Origin of the sequence: Novosphingobium sp., assembly GCF_036820275.1 — a bacterium.
Taxonomy (GTDB): domain Bacteria; phylum Pseudomonadota; class Alphaproteobacteria; order Sphingomonadales; family Sphingomonadaceae; genus Novosphingobium.
Window position 1 is genome coordinate 25,761 of the sequence record NZ_DAISLT010000049.1, and the last position, 18,653, is coordinate 44,413.

General features: G+C 63.2%; 14 protein-coding genes. 8 read left to right on the forward strand and 6 right to left on the reverse strand.

Features of this window, described 5'->3' with window-relative positions; translation table 11 throughout:
- Nucleotides 1-23: 23 nt before the first annotated feature.
- On the forward strand, nt 24-182 hold the full coding sequence (locus V7066_RS25210; protein WP_442947374.1) for an integrase core domain-containing protein: 159 nt from the start codon (nt 24-26) through the stop codon (nt 180-182).
- 457 nt (nt 183-639) lie between these two features.
- Here V7066_RS25210 and V7066_RS25215 read toward each other — a convergent pair whose 3' ends face one another.
- A complete protein-coding gene (locus tag V7066_RS25215; protein WP_334185716.1) occupies nt 640-2,049 on the reverse strand; it encodes an ATP-binding protein in 1,410 nt (469 codons plus the stop codon).
- On the reverse strand, nt 2,046-2,792 hold the full coding sequence (locus tag V7066_RS25220; RefSeq protein ID WP_334185717.1) for a response regulator transcription factor: 747 nt from the start codon (nt 2,790-2,792) through the stop codon (nt 2,046-2,048). The genes V7066_RS25215 and V7066_RS25220 overlap by 4 nt, the downstream gene beginning before the upstream one ends.
- A 243-nt stretch (nt 2,793-3,035) precedes the next feature.
- Here V7066_RS25220 and V7066_RS25225 point away from each other — a divergent pair, with 243 nt between their 5' ends.
- The 6 genes from V7066_RS25225 (at nt 3,036) to V7066_RS25250 (ending at nt 12,537) form a co-directional block, all read left to right on the forward strand.
- Complete coding sequence (locus V7066_RS25225; protein WP_442947376.1) at nt 3,036-4,121, forward strand: efflux RND transporter periplasmic adaptor subunit; 1,086 nt, start codon at nt 3,036-3,038, stop codon at nt 4,119-4,121.
- 4 nt (nt 4,122-4,125) lie between these two features.
- On the forward strand, nt 4,126-7,410 hold the full coding sequence (locus tag V7066_RS25230; RefSeq protein WP_334185718.1) for an efflux RND transporter permease subunit: 3,285 nt from the start codon (nt 4,126-4,128) through the stop codon (nt 7,408-7,410).
- Between the two features lie 115 nt (nt 7,411-7,525).
- Nucleotides 7,526-8,920 carry an efflux transporter outer membrane subunit gene (locus V7066_RS25235; RefSeq protein ID WP_334185719.1) on the forward strand — a complete coding sequence of 465 codons (1,395 nt, stop codon included), beginning with the start codon at nt 7,526-7,528 and terminating at the stop codon, nt 8,918-8,920.
- Between the two features lie 316 nt (nt 8,921-9,236).
- Nucleotides 9,237-9,449 (forward strand): alpha/beta fold hydrolase, encoded by a 213-nt coding sequence (locus tag V7066_RS25240; RefSeq protein WP_334185720.1) that lies wholly within the window; start codon nt 9,237-9,239, stop codon nt 9,447-9,449.
- Between the two features lie 438 nt (nt 9,450-9,887).
- Entirely contained in the window at nt 9,888-12,347 is a 2,460-nt protein-coding gene (locus V7066_RS25245; protein ID WP_334185721.1) for a TonB-dependent receptor, read from the forward strand.
- 34 nt (nt 12,348-12,381) lie between these two features.
- Nucleotides 12,382-12,537, forward strand: coding sequence for a hypothetical protein (locus V7066_RS25250; protein ID WP_334185722.1), 156 nt, complete (start codon nt 12,382-12,384; stop codon nt 12,535-12,537).
- 243 nt (nt 12,538-12,780) lie between these two features.
- Here V7066_RS25250 and V7066_RS25255 read toward each other — a convergent pair whose 3' ends face one another.
- From V7066_RS25255 to V7066_RS25270, 4 genes are read right to left on the reverse strand one after another with little or no spacing between them, the layout of a single operon-like run.
- Nucleotides 12,781-13,620 (reverse strand): class I SAM-dependent methyltransferase, encoded by an 840-nt coding sequence (locus V7066_RS25255; RefSeq protein WP_334185723.1) that lies wholly within the window; start codon nt 13,618-13,620, stop codon nt 12,781-12,783.
- Nucleotides 13,621-13,637: 17 nt separating this feature from the next.
- Nucleotides 13,638-13,787 (reverse strand): hypothetical protein, encoded by a 150-nt coding sequence (locus tag V7066_RS25260; protein WP_334185724.1) that lies wholly within the window; start codon nt 13,785-13,787, stop codon nt 13,638-13,640.
- A complete protein-coding gene (locus V7066_RS25265; protein ID WP_334185725.1) occupies nt 13,784-14,860 on the reverse strand; it encodes a PepSY-associated TM helix domain-containing protein in 1,077 nt (358 codons plus the stop codon). Before V7066_RS25265 ends, V7066_RS25260 begins: the two co-directional genes overlap by 4 nt.
- A gap of 5 nt (nt 14,861-14,865) precedes the next feature.
- Entirely contained in the window at nt 14,866-16,869 is a 2,004-nt protein-coding gene (locus V7066_RS25270) for a TonB-dependent receptor (RefSeq protein WP_334185726.1), read from the reverse strand.
- A gap of 169 nt (nt 16,870-17,038) precedes the next feature.
- Here V7066_RS25270 and V7066_RS25275 point away from each other — a divergent pair, with 169 nt between their 5' ends.
- Nucleotides 17,039-18,043 (forward strand): helix-turn-helix transcriptional regulator, encoded by a 1,005-nt coding sequence (locus V7066_RS25275; protein WP_334185727.1) that lies wholly within the window; start codon nt 17,039-17,041, stop codon nt 18,041-18,043.
- The last annotated feature ends 610 nt before the right edge of the window (nt 18,044-18,653 follow it).

Consider the following 18,653-nt stretch of genomic DNA (forward strand, 5'->3'; position numbering starts at 1 on the left):
TTCAACGTGCGCTTCCGGGCGGAGTGCTTGAACACTCACAGGTTCTTGACGCTTGCAGACGCCTGCGAAAGTTGGAGGAGTGGCGCAGGTACTACAACGAGGATCGGCCGCAGGGTGCCATCGGCAACAAGCCCCCGATCACGTTGATGAAACCCGGTGACGCGCCCACCCCGTCACCGTGACCACGGCCGGAAGACTCTAGATCGCGTTGACAAAGTGAGGCAGCGATTTGCGGAGCGCGGCCAAGTTGAGGAAGCTGGCGAAGGATGGAGCGGTCTTGTCGTGCGCGTGGCCACGCGGCGGAACTGCTTGAGATGGCTGAACATTCGTTCAATTCGGTTGCGATCCCGATAGCGGCGAAAGTCGCAAGGAAAGGGCCCACTGCGATTGGATTTGGGCGGTATGACCGGAAGAATGCCCTGTATCAGTAGGGTCTCGGGAACAACGTTGCCATCATAGCCTTGTCGGCGAGCAGGGCCTTGGGTTTGATGACCGGCATCGCCTCAGCGCATCGACAGCACCATAGTCAGATGCCTCCCCGCCAGTTTCGTTCCGGACTGTAGCGAAATTTAAAAGAGCATCTGTGTAAATCTTGAGAGAATTTACTTCATTGCACCTTCAGGCGAAGCAACCCTCAGGTTACTCTCTGAGGCCGTCTTTCCTATGCTGTATGGCGCTGCCGGGAATACGGATTTCGGCTATCAGTCCGCCTTGCGTGCCGTTGCACAAGCGGAGCGTGGCCCCGAAAGTGCCGACTTGCGCAAGGGCGATGGCCAGCCCGATCCCGGTGCCGTTGCCTTTGCTGGACGAGAGGCGGCGAAATGGCTGGAATGCCAGTGCCAGTTCGTCTTCCGGCAGGCCCGGCCCTTGGTCAACGACGCGGATCACCAGATCGGGGCCTTCGAGAAGGCAGCTCAATTCCGCGCTGCCGCCGTACTTCAGCGCATTGTCCACCAAATTGCCCAAAGCGCGGGCCAGAGCGTTGGGTTTAACCCGCGCTTCAACGCCGGATTCGGAGGTGAAGGCCACATGGTGGCCGAATTCGGACGCATCCTCGGCAATGCTGGAGAGGATGGAATCAATGTCCAGCACCGCCCAGGGCTCGCGGATTTCGCTGCTGCGGGCAAGGTCCAGCCCATCGCGCACCATCTGCTGCGTCACGGCAAGATCGGCGACGAGCCGTTCGCGCAGGGCTTCGTCCTCCACTTGCTCTAGCCGCAGGCGCAGGCGAGTGAGCGGGGTTTGAAGATCGTGGGTGACGGAGGCGAGTATCTGCGTGCGTTCGCGCAGGCCTTCGCGCACCCGCTCTTGCGCAAGGTTGAAGGTTTCCAGCGCGGCACGCACTTCGCTGGGACCCTTGACCGGGATCGGTTCGAATTCGCCGACCAGGGAGAAGGCGCGCGCCGCACGCTCCATGCGGCGCAAGGGGGCAGTGGCGAGGCTGGCGGCCAGTAGGCCCAGCAATGCCCCGGCGATGATGATCAGTTCCAGATAGGGCGGCCCGACGCGGTGCCGGTTCCAGCTTCGATCCGGCCAGAGATCGACCACATAGCTCAGCGTTTTGCCCTGAGGATCGGCACGATCGATCTGGACCAGCCAGCAATCGGGCAGCGGGTCGGTGTTCATCCCCGCGGCATGGGGATAGCGTGTGAGCTGGACGAAACATTCGCCGTTCAGCAGCGGCATCACCTGCGCAGGCCGGGCGAGGCGTTCGGACAGGCGACGTGAGAACTCCGGATTCGGCGCGGTCATGCGCCATGCGGGATTGGGATCGTGCGCGCCCAGAATGACGCCGCGCGACAGCCGGTCGGCTGTCTGCTCGGGGTTTTGGTCGAAGCGATGCGCAATATCGACGGCGCTGTTGAGAGCGGCGTCGATCTGATCCCTGCGGAACGTGTAATGGCCAAGGCTGTCGGAGGCCTGGAGCGCGAGGATCGCCGAAATTGCCATGCCCAGCGAAAGAACCAGCGTCAGCCGCCCGGCAAGCGAGCGAGGATAGTTGCGCAGCCGTTGCAGGAATGTGCGCTTGGCCGGATCGGGCGAGGTCATTCGAACTCCACGGGACCGGGCAGGACATAGCCTTCGCTGCGGACGGTCAGGATCAGTTCGTCCCCGCCGGGCTCGCTGGCCAGCTTGTGGCGCAGGCGGCTGATCTGGATGTCGATCGAGCGGTCGAAGGCGACGGTGGCGCTACGCTCGGGCAGCAATTCCTCGCGCGAAAGCACATGGTTGGGCGCCTCTATGAAACGCGAAAGCAGCCGATACTCGGCGGACGAGAGCATGACCAGCCGCTCGTCCCCGGTCACCAGGCGGCGCTGGTGCAAGTCGAGCCGCCATGGGCCGAGCCGCGCGAAGCGGGCGAGGCGGGGGCGATTTCCGGCCGTCCCCTGCGCGCCGTCGAACACGCGCGAGCGGCGCAGGAGGTTGCGCACGCGTGCCAGCAACTCGCGCGGTTCGAAAGGTTTGGTCAGGTAGTCGTCCGCCCCCAGTTCGAGACCGAGCACGCGGTCGATCGGGCCTTCGCGCGCGGTGACCATCATGATCGCGCCCTGGTGTCCGGCTGCACGCAAGTCCCGGCAGATGTCGAGGCCGTCGCCGTCAGGCAGATTGAGGTCGAGGATCAGCAGGTCCACCGGATCGCCTTCGAGGCAGGCCCGCAGTTCCGCGACCGAGCCGACCGAATCCACGCGCTGCGGCTCGCGCGAAAGCTGCGCGGCGATCAGTTCGCGAATGTCGGGATCGTCTTCGAGGACGATGATGCGGCCTTCAGGCGCATCGCTCTGCGGGATCATGAAAGAGGCCATAAACGCGCTGCCCGGTGAAGTCTGCCCTGATGATACACGATGAAACAATAGGCTACCGGCGGCAACTTGACGATACGCGCTGTTGATTGCCGTTCCGTGCTGCGGCGCACAATTGCAGGACCAAAGCTGCAATCGTGCACAGGAGCCCCCCGCTTGCGCCATTCCTTCAAACATCTCGCCATGGCCCCAGCGCTTTCGATGGCGACGCTCGGGTGGGCAACACTCGGGGCGATGACCCTGGCCCTCGGCGGCTGCGGCCAGCAACAGGCCATGCCGCAACAGGACGTCGAAGTCGGCGTGGTCACGCTACGGGCCGAGCCGGTGACGGTTTCGACCACGCTTTCGGGCAGAACGGCGGCGACGACCGTGGCCGAAGTCCGCCCGCAGGTGGACGGCGTGATCCAGTCGCGACTGTTCGAGGAAGGCTCGCTGGTCCGTGCGGGGCAGCCGCTCTACCAGATCGACGCAAGGCTCTATCGCGCCTCGCTCGACACCTCTCGCGCGCAGCTGGAGAACGCGCAAGCGACGCTCTACAGCGCGGAGGCAAAGGCCAAGCGCTATCGCACTCTGGGTGACAGCGAGGCGGTGAGCGGGCAGGACCGGGACGACACGATCGCCGCGGCCCGCGCCGCGCAGGCCGCCGTCCACCAGTATCAGGCGACGAGCCGCAGCGCCGCCGTGAACCTGGAGTTCACCCGCGTGCTGGCGCCGATCACCGGGCGCATCGGTCGCTCTTCCGTGACCAAGGGCGCGCTCGTCACCGCCAGCCAGAGCGATGCGATGGCCACGATCCAGCAGCTCGATCCGATCTTCGTGGACATCACCCAGTCCTCCGCCGACCTGCTGCGCCTTCGCAGCGCGCTCGCCAAGGGCAGCATGCTGCCGGGCAGCGCGAAAGTGACGCTCACGCTGGAGGACGGCACGAAATATCCCACCGAAGGCACGATCGAATTCAGCGAGGTCAATGTCGATCCGCAGGCGGGCACGGTTACCCTGCGCGCCCGTTTCCCCAATCCTGACGGCCTTCTGCTGCCGGGAATGTTCGTCAACGTCTCCGCGCCGCAGGGCGTGGTGCAGAACGGCATCCTTGCGCCGCAACAGGGCATTTCCCGGGACGCCAAGGGCAACGGCACGGCGCTTGTCGTCGATGCCTCGGGCAAAGTCGAGCAGCGCAAGGTCACGACCGGACAGGCGATCGGCGACAAATGGCTGATAACCAGCGGTCTCAAGGCGGGCGACCGCCTGATCGTCGAGGGCACCGACAAGGCCCGCGCCGGGGCCAGGGTCAAGGCCTTGACCGTGAAGCTGGGCGACTGATCCGATGAACATCAGCCGCTATTTCGTCGACCGGCCGATCTTCGCCTGGGTCATCGCCATCATCGTCATGATGGCCGGCGTCGCCGGCATCATGAGCCTGCCCGTTGCGCAATATCCCGACGTCGCGCCGCCCTCCGTCACCGTCAGCGCCACGTATCCCGGCGCTTCGGCGCAGACGCTGGAAAATTCCGTCACCCAGGTGATCGAGCAGCAGCTCACCGGCATCGACAACCTGCTCTACTTCTCGTCGAGTTCGGACAGTTCCGGTTCGGCATCGGTCACGGCCACTTTCGCCAAGGGCACCGACCCGGACGTGGCTCAGGTGCAGGTCCAGAACAAGGTTCAGCAGGCCAACTCCCGCCTGCCGACCCAGGTGCAGCAGCAGGGCCTGACCGTCACCAAGTCCGCATCCGACATGTTGCTCGTCGTCGGTCTCTATGACGAGACCGACAAGACCACCGACAGCGACGTAGCCGACTATCTCGTGTCGAACTTCCAGGACGATCTCGCCCGCGTGAACGGCGTGGGCGGCGTGCGGGTGTTCGGCGCGCAATATGCGATGCGCATCTGGCTCGATCCGGCAAAGCTGGTGGCGCGGCAGTTGATACCTTCCGACGTGACCAGCGCGATCACCGCCCAGAACGTGGACCTTTCCGCCGGCCAGCTCGGCGCGGAGCCGCTGGCCAAGGGGCAGATGCTGAACGCCGTCGTCAAGGCCAAGTCGCGCCTCCAGACGCCCGAGCAGTTCCGCGACATCGTGGTGAAGACGCTGACGGACGGCTCCGTCGTCCGCCTCTCGGACGTGGCGCGGGTGGAACTCGGGCAGGAAAGCTACTCGACTTCGGCCCGCCTCAATGGCCATCCCGCTTCGGGCATCGGCATCGAACTGGCTTCCGGTGCCGACGCACTCAAGACCGTGGCCGCCGTGAAGGCCCGCGTGGACGAACTCGCGCAGGACCTGCCCGCCGGCTACAAGATCGCCTACGCCCGCGACACCAGCGACTTCGTCAAGCTCTCGATCCACGAAGTCATCGAGACGCTGGTGATCGCGATCGTGCTCGTCGTCCTGGTCATGTACGCCTTCCTCCAGAGCTGGCGCGCGACGCTGGTTCCGGCGATCGCCGTGCCGGTGGTGCTGATGGGCACTTTCGGCATCCTTGCGATGCTGGGCTATTCGATCAACACGCTGACCCTCTTCGCCATGGTTCTGGCCATCGGCCTGCTCGTCGACGACGCCATCGTCGTGGTCGAGAACGTCGAGCGCCTGATGCACGAGGACGGCCTCAGCCCCTATCGCGCTACCGTGCGCTCGATGGAGGAGATCGGTTCCGCCCTGGTCGGCATCGCGCTCGTGCTGTCCGCCGTGCTGCTGCCGATGGCGTTCTTCGGCGGTTCTACCGGCGTGATCTACCGACAGTTCTCGATCACCATCGTCTCGGCCATGGGGCTTTCGGTGCTGACGGCGCTGATCCTCTCGCCCGCGCTCTGCTCCACCTTGCTGAAGCCGCGCGCGCATGACGATCACGAGCGGGCGCCCGCCACCGGCCTGCGCGGCATGGTTCAGCGGGTCCAGAACCGGATCGACGGCTGGTTCGGCGGCTTCAACCGTTGGTTCGACCGCATGACCGGCCGCTATGTCGATACGACCGAGAAGCTGATCGCCCGTCGCCGTGTCTGGCTGGTCGTCTACGGACTGGTGATCATCGTCCTCGTCGTCGTCTTCACCCGCCTTCCTACCGGCTTCCTGCCGACCGAGGATCAGGGCCAGGTCATGGTGGTCTACCAGCTGCCCGCCGGTGCGACGTCCGAACGGACCGACAAGGTACGCGAACAGATCGAGGAAGCCTTCAAGTCGGAGGGCGACAATGTGCCGCTGCGCTTCACGATCGGTGGTTTCAGCTTCAACGGTGCGGGCCAGAATGCGGGCATGGGCTTCGCCAGTCTGGCACCGTTCGACGAGCGCAAGGATTCCACCAAGACCGCTGCGGCGATCAGCGGCCGCATCATGGCCAAGCTCGGCAAGATCCGCGACGCGCAGGTCTTCGTGATGACGCCGCCTGCGATCCAGGGCCTCGGCCAGTCCAACGGCTTCACCTTCCAGTTGCTCAATTCGACCAACATGGACCGCGAGAAGTTCGTCGCCCTGCGCGACAAGCTGATCGCCGCCGCCAACCAGGACCCCAAGCTCTCGCAAGTCCGTGCCTCGACCCTGCCGGATACGCCGCAGTTCGACATCCACTATGACGATGCCAAGCTTTCCGTTCTCGGTCTCTCGGTCGGCAATGCCACAGATACCCTGAGCACGGCCTGGGGCGGCACTTACGTCAACGACTTCATCGACCGCGGGCGCGTGAAGAAAGTCTATGTCCAGGGTGAGGCGACCTCGCGCATGCTGCCGAGCGATCTCGACAAGTGGTTCGTCCGCTCGACTTCGGGCACCAACAGCGACGGCACCAGCAAGATGGTTCCCTTCTCCGCCTTCACGACGATGGGTTGGGAAACCGGCCCGAACAGTCTCTCGCGCTTCAACGGCCGCTCGTCCTACACGATTCAGGGCGATGCCGGGTCGGGCTACAGCTCGGGTGACGCGATGCAGGAGATGGTCGCACTTCAGCAGAAGCTCGCACCCGGCACCAGCTACGCCTGGAGTGACCTGTCCTACCAGCAGAACCAGTCGAGCGGGCAGGCGGTTTACCTCTACGCGCTGTCGATCGCGGTGGTGTTCCTCTGCCTTGCCGCGCTCTACGAAAGCTGGTCGGTGCCGCTGGCCGTGCTGCTCGTCATCCCGCTGGGCGTGATCGGTGCGGTAATCGCGGTGGCCGTGCGCGGACTGGAAAACGACATCTACTTCCAGGTCGGCCTGCTCACCACCATCGGCCTTGCCGCCAAGAACGCGATCCTCATCGTCGAGTTCGCCGAGATGGCCTGGCGTGACGGCAAGGACATGCTCCACGCCGCGCTCGAAGCTGCCCGTGTCCGCCTGCGGCCGATCATGATGACTTCGATCGCCTTCATGGCCGGCGTTATCCCGCTTGCCATCGCCACCGGAGCGGGCGCCCAGGGCCGCATCGCCATCGGCACCGCGGTGCTCGGCGGCATGCTCACCGCGACGGCACTGGCGATCTTCTACGTGCCGATGTTCTTCGTCGTTGTTGCCAAGCTCTTCCACCGAGGAGGCAAGGACGACAATGCCCGGGACCTGCGGCCCGCGCCGAATGCCGAAGTCCAGGGACTTCCGGCAGGAACGCATGCCGAAGTTCCGGGCACCCCATCCGAAGGAGAGGCGTGAGCCTTTCCCACCACTCCCTTTTCACCGGCGCGGAACAGTCGCACCCTCCCGCGCCGGTGAAGCCCGGGACCCCATCAGGTCGGGGTCCCGGGCACCCTCATCGAGGAACATGTCGATGCGTCGAACCCTGATCCCGCTGCTTATCGCCGCCACCGCTCTTGCCGGCTGCAACATGGCGCCCAAGTACGTCCAGCCCGAAGCGGCCACGCCTGCGCAGTGGCCGCAAGGCGCGGCCTATGCCCCGGCCGAAGCCGGCGAGGCGGGCATGCCCTGGCGCACCCTGTTCGCCGATCCGCGCCTCCAGACCGTGATCGAGCGGGCGCTGGTGAACAACCAGAACCTCCAGGCCAGCCTCGCCAATGTCACTTCGGCACGGGCGAAATACCATGTCGAGCGCTCCTACCAGCTGCCGACCCTGGCCGGGAACGTGAGCGCGACAGGAACGCGCGGCCTCAAGTCCTCGCAGGGCGACACCCAGACTTACGATGCCAATGTCGGAGCCAGCGCTTTCGAACTCGACTTGTTCGGCCGCCTCAAGAACCAGAGCCGCGAGGCGCTGGAAACCTACCTTTCGACCGAATCCGGCTACCGCTCCGCCCGCCTGACGCTGGTGGCCAACGTGGCCACGGCCTATGTCACGCTGGCCTCCGACCGCGATCTCCTGGCGCTTGCCGAGCAGACACAGGCTAGTGGGGCGCGTTCGGTGAAACTGACCCGGAGCCTTTTGAACTCGGGCCTCGCGGCGGCCGGAGACCTCGCTTCGGCCCAGACCGTCCTCGAACAGGCCAAGTCCGACGTCGCCTCGCAGGCGACGCTGGTGGCGCAGGACCGCAACGCGCTGGAACTGCTGGTCGGCGGCCCCGTCGACGATACCCTGCTGCCCGCTTCCCTTGCCGAACTGGATGGGCGTATCGGGCAAGTACCGGCAGGCCTGTCCTCCGAAGTCCTGCTGCGCCGTCCGGATGTTGTCGAGGCCGAGCACCAGCTGAAGGGCGCCTATGCCCAGATCGGCGCCGCCCGCGCGGCCTTCTTCCCGACCATCTCGCTGACTTCCGCGATCGGCCTGGCCAGCACGGCGCTATCGGACCTGTTGACCGGCGGCGCGCTCAGCGCCAGCGGCACCGCGAGCGCCAGCCTGCCGATCCTCGGCGGCACCAACAAGGGCAACCTCGAATATGCCAAGGCGCAGCGCGAATACTACCTCGCGACCTATCGTGCGACGGTGCAGTCGGCCTTCAAGGACGTGGCTGATGCTCTGGCACGGCGCGGCACCATTACCGAACAGCGCGCCGGGCAAGACCGGCTGGTGGCGGCGGCGCAGAAAAGCTACGATCTGGCCGATGCACAGTACCGAGCGGGTACGGATACCTGGCTCAACGCCCTTGTCGCCCAGCGTTCGCTCTATGCGTACCGGCAGACGCGGATCGCGACGATTCTGGCTGATCTCACCAATCGCGTGACCGTTTACAGCGCGATCGGTGCGGATGAGACGCTCGGCGGAGCCTCCTGAGACCGCAAGGCGCCGCCGCCAATCCGGCGACAAGACCTGGCCGCGTGCGCAAGCTCGTCCTCTACGGCGGCTATGCACTGGGCTGGAAGCTGCGCGACACGCCGGATGAAATGGCGACGCGCCAAGCGATGGTGACGCTGACGCACACGGGCTGGGGGCGGAACAACCCCGCGTTCCGGCAGATTTTCACCTCACTTTTCTTTCCCGACATGCCCCCGAAGCGGCTGACTGGTTCAACGAACTCCAGAAGGTTTCAGCATCGTCCGAAAATGCCGTGCGGCTTCAGGAGGCCTTCGGGACGATCGATGTGCGGGACATGCTGGCTCAGGTGGCAACGCCGACCCTTGTCCTCCATGCGGACGAGGATGCAGTCATTCCTTTTTCGTCGGGACGGTCGCTGGCGGCGGGCATTCCCCATTCGAGGTTTGTCCAACTCGACAGCCGCGATCACCTCGTGCTCCAATACGAGCAGGCGTGGTCCCGCGCAGCCGCCGCGATCCAGGCCTTTCTTGAAACCGAAAGGGAATGAGGGGATCAAGCGGCATGAGCTTCAGGGTTCGTGGTGAAGCGCGGAAAAAGCGCAATGCCGTGGACCGGGCGTTTGGCAATCTCATCGACAATGCATCGGCGTGATTCGGGTTTTAGTGAAGTTCCTTGTAAGTAGCAGTCGGTTTGCAGATTCTGCATACCGCTTAATATTGATGAAACTCTGTTGAAATATAGGAGATACCCAGAATTCGGGCGTTGCATGGAATCCTCACTGTCGAGTTGTTGGTGTTTTTATCAATTAAACTTGGTGCCTTCTGTCTCGACACTGTCACATAAAGCCGATTAAGACTCCGACAGCAGCGACGCTCTGGCTGCTTGAAGACGACCGTTGGCGGGCGATTGTGCTTCCGGAAGTTTGGAGACGCATGCTGAAGCCATGAGGTTCCTTCGGGGGACCACCAATGAGGTCGTAAATCCAATGCAGAAACGTTCCGTTCTCGTCGCCGCCGCGGCGAGCTTCGCGATTGCCTGCGCGCTCGGTTCCGCCCCGGCTCGCGCCCAGTCCACCGGCTCCCTCGATTTCGAGAAGTCGGAAATCGTTGTCACCGGCCGCACCCAGAACGACATTGCCGGTATCGAGATTCCCAACACGCCCAAGGCCAAGCAGGTCCTGACCAAGGACGTGATCGGCCGGGAAACGCCTGGCCAGTCGATCGACGAGATCATCAACCTGATCCCCGGCGTCAATTTCCAGAGCTATGACGGCTACGGCTCCTCGGGCGGCAGCCTGATGATCCGTGGTTTCGACGACAGCCGTATTTCCCAGACGTTCGACGGTATCCCGCTGAACGACACCGGCAATTATGCGCTCTATACCAATCAGCAACTCGACCCCGAACTGATCGAACAGGTCAACGTTAATCTCGGGACCACCGACGTCGATTCACCGACCGCCTCGGCCTCCGGTTCGACCGTCAACTACCGCTCAATCGAACCGAGCCATGAATTCGGCGCCCGCATGGTTGGCACTGTCGGCGATTACGGCAAGATGCGCGTGTTCGGCATGGTCAACACCGGCGATCTCAATTCGTCCGGCACCCGCGCCTGGTTCTCCGCGTCCAAGGACACCTACGACGCGCTCTACGGTGGTATCGGCCAGATCGACAAGACCCAGTTCAACGCCAAGGTCTATCAGCCGCTTGGCAGCAACGGCGATTTCATTTCGATTTCCGGCCACTACAACGTCAACCACAACACGATGGCGTCGGACTGGGCGCTGACCAACACCAGCGGCATCCCCACCAATGCCAGCGAGCGCGATGCCTATACGGTCGCGCGCTGCACCATCCCCGCCGGCACCGAAGGCGTGGCCGATGCAGCCAGTTCCTGCGGCTCGGCCTGGGAATATCGCTACAACCCCTCGAAGACCGCGAATATCCGGATCAATTCGCGCTTCACCCTCAGCGACAAGCTGACCTTGAGCGTCGACCCCTACTTCCAGTACACCTCCGCCAACGGCGGCGGCACTGTCGTGGCCAAGGAAGGCAGTTACAGCAGCACGATCGCCAGCGGCTACATCGGCGGCACCCCCTATTTCGGCGGCGTCGATCTCAATGGCGACGGCGATACTCTGGACTCGGTTCGCCTTTCTGCGCCCAGCCAGACCGAAACCTATCGCATCGGCGTGATCGCCTCGCTGCGTTACGACCTTTCGGACAACCAGCGCGTTCGCGTGGCCTATACGTACGACCGCGGCCGCCATCACCAGACCGGCGAACTCGGCTATCTGGATGCGGACGGCTTCGCCTCCAACTACTTCAATTCGGGCAGTGCGCTGACCGACGTGAACGGCAACGTCCTCCAGAAGCGCGACCGCCTCTCCTACGCGATCCTGCACCAGGTCTCGGGCGAATATTCGGGCGACTTCGTGGATAACTCGCTGCACGTCGTCGGCGGCCTGCGCGTACCGTTCTTCCGGCGCAATCTCACGCAGAACTGCGTGACCTACAGCAGCAGCGGATCGGTCAACTGCCTTGCCGATGCCGAGAGCCTGGCGGCCTACGAGGCCACGCTGACGACTTACGCCGCTCCGCAGAACAAGGTGTTCAGCTATAGCCGGGCCCTGCCGAACGTCGGCTTCACTTACGACTTCACGCCGGCGCTGTCGATGAATGCCAATTATTCGAAGGGCCTCCAGGTTCCCGGCACCGACAACCTCTATACCAACGCGTTCTACTATTCGGACGGCTCGGCCGACCCGAAGCCGGAGACGACCGACAACTTTGACGTCGGCCTGCGCTATCGCTCGGGACTATTCCAGGCATCGGTGGCAGGCTGGTACACGATCTTCTCCAACCGCCTGTCGTCCGCCTACAACCCGGACACCCAGACTTCGACATATACCAACCTCGGCACCGTGGACCGCTACGGCATCGACGGCAGCGTGTCGTTCCGCCCCGACAAGCACATCTCCGCCTACCTGTTCGGTTCGTATCTCTGGTCGAAGATCCGCGACGACGTGCAGACCGGCGCTTCGACTTACGCCGCGACTGCGGGCAAGATGGAAGGCGGCGTCCCGCACTACAGCTTCGGCGGCCGCGTCGAAGGGCATGCCGGACCGGCATCGCTGGGCGTGGAAGTGAAAAAGACCGGATCGCGTTACTACAACAGCATCAACAGTGCCGTGGTCGACAGTTCGGGCAACCAGCTCTGGGCCGCCAAGGTCCCGGCCTATACGGTCGTCAATCTCGATGCGCGCCTTAATCTCGGCTTCCTGGGCCTCAACGACAAGACCTTCGTGCAGGTCAACGTGACCAACCTGTTCGACAAGTTCTACTATGGCGCCTTCGACGATGCAGGCATCAGCAATACCGCAACGACTTATGCCTATCTCGGTGCTCCTCGCACGTTTTCGGCATCGGTCAACTTCCAGTTCTAAGGAATTTTGAACTGAAAATGCACGACCGGAGATAATGATGTTTTATCTCCGGTCACATTTTGGCGCAGAGGCCCGGTATACGGACCAGACGATCGGGGTCGTTGCGGCCATCGCCGTTGAGATCGTCGCCGCCGCCGCCCAGCGGCACCCCTGTGCTCCGGTCACGGTGTTCCAGCCGGTCTCGACCTGATGGGTCTGGGGGTGGCGTTCGGTATAAGATCCCCCGAGAGTGATCCCCAGCCTGCTGGTCCGAACGGCCTGTTCGATGCCGCTGCGAAAACGGGTGACGACAATACCTTGACCAGGCGTGTCTTCCGAAGAAGGCAGGAATTCTAGCTATCTCCGGGTGGCCCAGAAAAGGGTCCCGGATCACACTTCGTGGGCAGACTCTACATCAAAATGAGGGACCTTTCGGGGGGCAGGGCAGTACCATTCATGTCGAAAACAGAGCGCAGCTGTAGACCGGACGTCCGAGCGTCAGCATTCGATAAGCACTAGCGACAAGCCATGCGAGGGGGCCGCATTGTCGGGCGATGTCAAATGTCTCAACGATACGCAATCCAACACCAAGCTTGCCGAGATCCTGTGGTCGCTTCAAGCCCCACGCAAACCTTGCCCCGGTCTTCGATACGCTGGGATGGCGATGCGACTGACGCACCATCAGGGGGGACGCCAGATCAAGCGCGAGGGTCAGTGACGAACGACGAATCCCGGCCTGTGCGATAAGGCCCCGAAGCCATGCCTCCGCATCGCTGGGCTGAAGATACATCGATACGCCCTCCGCGATCACTATGACCGGGCGTCCGTCACGCCAGCCGGTTCGTTCTGCCCAACTCGCAACGTTGGTCCCGTCGGCCGCGATTGCGATAGCATTTGGCAGGGGAGGCACATACGCTTCGCGCAGCGCGATCACTTCGGGGAAATCGATATCCACCCAATCCGCGCGTTCCGGCAAATTGACGCGATTGGCGCGCGTATCGAGGCCAGAGCCGATCGAGACGACAAGCCCATCGGGATGCGCAGCCAGGAAACGTGAGACGACGCGGTCGAACCATTGGCCACGGGCCACGCAACCACGCATGCTGGCCTTGTCGCTTGAGAAACGCGCCGGGTCGAAGCCGATCGCATTGCCGACCTCCTCCGCTGCAGTATCCGTAAAGTGTAGGTCGGGATTTTGCCGGTTCGCCATCAATCTTGCAGCGAGTGTAATGAGCAAGGTCTCCGGCACTCCTGCTAGGGTGGATGTCGGGTTTGCCGTCGCAGCGTCTGTCATTGTCCTGTCTCCATTCTTCATCGAAGTTTCCAGCCGAGCAGCAGCAGAGGCGCTGCCACGCCCGCCACGCCGATCGTCTCCATCGGTCCGTCGCTTGCCAGCGCGAGGAGCAGGCCGCCCATCGTCAGGACGGTACAGAGCAGAGGCACGCCAAAAGTGCGCATCATGTCCGCTGCGCCCTCGGCCGCCACCACAGACGCAGCCCGGTCCAGAGTACCGCGATCGCCAGCAGGCCGAGCACGGCCCACACCAGCTTGAGCGTCACCCCGCCATAATCGCCAAAGTGCAGCGGCTGGGCCAGCAGCAACATGTCGATGTACCAGGGCGTGGACGGTGCCGCCGTGAAGCCCGCGGTCTGTGCATCGACCAGCGCCGCTTTCATCAGGCGGCTGTCGATCGCACTGCGTCCGCGCAGATACACCGCATAGTGCCGGGCATCCGCCATCAACGATCCCGGATAGGCGATGATGGCCGGCTCGCTGCCCGGCAGCGCGATCATGGCCCGGGTCAGCGCATGCTGCGGCGAGATGGCGGGCCGTGGCACTTCCTGTCCATCGGCCACCGGTGCCATGGCGGTGGACCGCCAGATCTGGAAGATATAGCCGCCCCAGGCGTTCACCCAGCCCGTCCCGCCGACGACCAGCAACCAGCCTGCAAGTACAATTCCCAGCAGGTTGTGCCGGTCGAGCCGCCGGGTCCGCTCGCCCTTTTCCTGTCGGATCGTCCCGAACGACAAGCGCCTCAGGAACGGCGCATAGAGCACCACGCCGGAAACCACCGACAGCAGGAACGCCAGCGCGACCAGGCCCAGAACCGGAGGCCCTGCAGGCCCGATCAGCAATTGCCCGTGCAGCTTCAGCACCCAGTCCATGAGGCCGCCGCCGGCAGTCTCGTCAAGAGGGAGTGCGGATGCCCTATCGAGCACGACATTGACATTGGTGGATGGATAGGCCGTGGCGCTTGTGCCCATCGACAGGATCAGCCGGTCTGGCGTCGCCGGTTCCCACACGATGAACTGGACCACCCGATCGGGGTGGACCTTGCTCCCGGCCTGAACGAGTTCATCGAGTGGCCGCGGCCCGGCCTGCCGCGCCATGCTGCGGGGCTCCAGCCACTGATCGATCTCGTCATGAAAGATCAGCGGCAGCCCCGTCGCGCAAAGCAACAGCAGGAACGCGGTGCAGGCGAGCGAGGACCAGCGATGCAGATCGGACCATCGCCGCAGGGCTGTCGGAGACATGGGCGTCAGTAGCTCAGACTCAGTCGCACACCCAGTTCACGCCCCCGGCCAAGCTGATAGGCATTGCCGATCCCGGGGCCGGCATTGAAGGCATAGACCGCATAACGCCTGTCGGTCAGATTATCGCCATAGAGATCGACGGCGATGCCCTTTCCGGTCTGCCAGCGCAGCCCGGCGTCGAGCAGCGTATAGCGCGCTTGCGCAATGCTGTTGCTTTCGTCGAACCAGGTCTTGCCGATGACGCTGATGCCGCCATGCGGGCTGATGGTGCCGCCATCGCCCGGCAGGCGGATATCGTACTGGGCATTGGCGTTAAGCATGCCCGAAGGCGTGTAGGGCATGGCATTGCCGCTCAGGTCGACGCCAGGGTTCAGCGCATTGTCGTAACGGCTGAACCAGCTGTCGTTGAGCGCCGCCGCCACCGTCAGCTTCAGTCCGTCCAGCGGTTCGGCGCGCGCGTTGAAATTGATGCCCTTGCTCTTCACCTTTCCGACATTCTGAAGGTACATGCCATCCGCCGGGCCGACCGAAAGCTGGAAGTCGGTGCTCAGGATATAGTAGGCGGCAACGCTCCCCTCGTAACGGCCATCGGGACTGCGCACCCTTGCGCCCAGTTCGTAATTGTAGCTGTGCTGGGGGGCGTAGCTGTAGGCAATGGTCGCGGGTGTGACCGCCCGGGTGAAGCCGCCCGCCTTGAACCCGGTGGAGAAGACCCCGTAGAGCCGCAGGACATCGCTTGCCTGATAGCCGACGGACAGCTTGGGCAGCAGGCTGGTTTTCCCGGTGGCGTTATCCAGCCCGATCGCACCGTAATAGGTGTTGGCCTTCGTCTCCTCCCGGCTGACCCGCAGCCCGGGCGTAAAATCGAGCCGGTCGGTTGCATGCCAGGTGAGTTCGCCGAAGGCGGCGTATGTACGGATCTTCTGATAGGAGCCCAGCGCGTTTGCGGGAACGGTGCGGCGGAAGCGCAGATCCTCGAAATAGAGGCCCGCAACATAGCCGATCGCTCCGCCGCTTTTGGACGCCAGACGCAGTTCCTGGCTGAAGGTCCGCTGTGTTTCAGGCGTATAACTGCCGAACACCGTGCGATCGAGATCGCGATCCTGATAGCCGGTCAGCGTGGTCAACGTCGCCGAACCCAGATCGAAAGCCGCAGTCAGGCCATAGCTGTTCGTCCGCAGCCGGTAGTGGGACGGTATCTCCAGCGCGCGGCGCTGCGCGAACAGCGGCTCCAGCACGAAATACTCTTCGTCGGATCGCACGATGTTGCGCTGCCACGACAACATCAGGTCGACCTTGCCGTCGACCGGCGCGTAGCGAAGCCTTACTCGGCCCGTCTCCGTCTTGCTGCCGCCTAGCCGGTCGCCGCTGGTCATGCCGCGCAATTCGCCCTGCTCCCTACGGGCGGCAAACAGAGCGTCAGCGTACAGCGCATCCTTGACGATCGGCGTGCTTACGCGGACCTGGCCCGTCTCGCCGAGTTCCGTCATTGTCCCCATGGCCTGCAGATGCGGCTCGTTGCCGGGCGCCTGTGTGACGACGTTGATGACACCGCCCACGGCGCCTCGACCGTAAAGCGTGCCCTGCGGGCCGTACAGCACTTCCACACGGTCGAGGCCAACCGGCATCAGCTGGAAGAACAGCGCCTGATCCTGCGGCAACCCGTCGACATAGAGCTGGGTCGAAGGATTGTAGAAGTCCACCGACGACTGCCCGCGAATGGTTACGTTCGCGAAGGCGCGACTGGAGCGGGCTCGGATGGAAAGGTCGGCGAACAGCCGGTCCAGTTGCTCCACGCCCTGGAACCCGCGCGGATCCAATGCGGCAGGCGTTGCTATCGCGACCTGACCATCGACACTGGCGAGTGGTTGTGTCCGCTTGCCGGCGGTGACGACGATCGAATCTCCGTTGTTCTGAGCGGCCGCTTCATCGTGTGCTCGCGCCTGCGCGCTCCACAGGACGGCTCCAACCAGAAATGTCGATGAAACCAAGTGATGCCGTGCGTTCAAGGTGGTCCCCTATCAATATGCAGGCGAGGTTCCGTTCCGGCCTCCGCATGCCCTGCCGATTGCGCGGTCTCCTAGCTGCGGCATTCTGGCGCGGCGCACGCGATCGGTGCGCAAACCAACGCGATCGGAACTTTATTGACTATCATTCGCAATAGAGCACATTGGGCTCATGCCCCACCGCATCGATCCCCGCCTGACCCTGTCCCAACGTTTGCTGGCACAGGCCGGACCAGATCTGCCAAAGCCCGTCGGCCTGCAGCCCGAAGCCCATTTTGACGGGACCGCAGCGCTCGCCGGGCGCGGCATGCGCCTTAGTATCCGTCCCGGCTTCGATCTTTCCGCATTCGAACTGGATGCCCGGGGCGCTTCCCCGGTCTCAGCGACGACAGAGCCATGCCTCGCCGTTGTCGTGCTGCTGTCCGGCGAGGGTGAAGGGCAGATCGACAGGCAGGGGACCAGACTACCGGCAACGCCCTATCGTGCCGGAAACTTCTACATTTCCTTGGCTCGCGAAACGGTGACAGGGGTCGCAACGGCAAAGGGGACGGATCCGTTTCGTATCGTGGAACTGCGCCTGTCGATAGATTTTCTGGAACGCACCGGCGCGATCGCGGCTTTTACGGGCGCGGACACGGGACATCCCTTGCACCACGCCTCGTGCCCCGGGTTCTGGCTGGGCAGCGGCGTGGCGCCGCCCGAAATTCTCGACCGCGCGGAAGCACTTCTGCAACTCGCCTTCGCAGAACGGCCCTCCGACCTGCATGTCGAAGCACTCGCTCTCGCTCTCTTCGGCTGCGTTGGAGAGATCATGCGCGAACCATCACGGGCCATGCCTCGCAAGATTCCAACACCAACCGAAGACCGCCTTGACCGAATTCGTGCCACCATGCGGCAAGACCTGGCCCATCCATGGTCGATCACCGAACTGGCAAGCGCGTTCGCGATCAATACGCGAAGATTGAAGGAGGGCTATCGCCTCAGATTTGGAAAGCCGGTGAACGGTGATCTGCAAAGCATGCGCATGGAAGGTGGCCTGCAACTTCTCCAGCAAGGTCACGGTGTGATGGAAGCCTCGCTACAGGTCGGATACGCCAACCCCAGCCATTTCGCGCGCCTGTTCCGCCGGCATTTTGGAGTGACGCCAAAAGCTTGGCGTAACATTAGACCTAACTGACATGACATGCATGTCGAAGCGTTGGGATGATCCTTACAGAGGTAGGTTTTCGATCCACGGCCGGACGTTCAGGTTCGTCCGTAACCTGGTGAACCGAAGGCAGCTAGCAAGGCGTCTTGATGATGTTCTCTATGTCCGCTGTGTCGGCGTTCAAGAGAGCAGCGATGATGGGATCACGAACAGGCACGCGCACGTTGAGAAGCGACAGCGGGCAAAACGATCGAACAGATCGGGATCAGAAAAACCAGGTCAGGACTCAGAGCGTTAAAGCTCGCCAATGAGATTTGGATCTGATCCGCGGATCACTATACCGGCCAGCGGCTTCTGAATGCCGTGTCAAAAGGCCTTACAGAAGACCGCACTCGATCACTAACCCACACGGTAAGAAACCTCTTGCATCACTGGCGGCAACCACAGAAATCCTGAGCCTAAGCACCTACGGCGCAGCGGCGAGATAGGCTCTTTGAGCCTCGATAAGGCTCAGGATGAGCTATAGAGAACTCTTGAACATCCAAAATGGCGGACGGCGTGGAACAGCCGATGTCGCCGTCATGGCCGCAGGGGTTACTCTGCCGCACCTGTCGTGCAGATGTGCAGTCGGACGTTCATG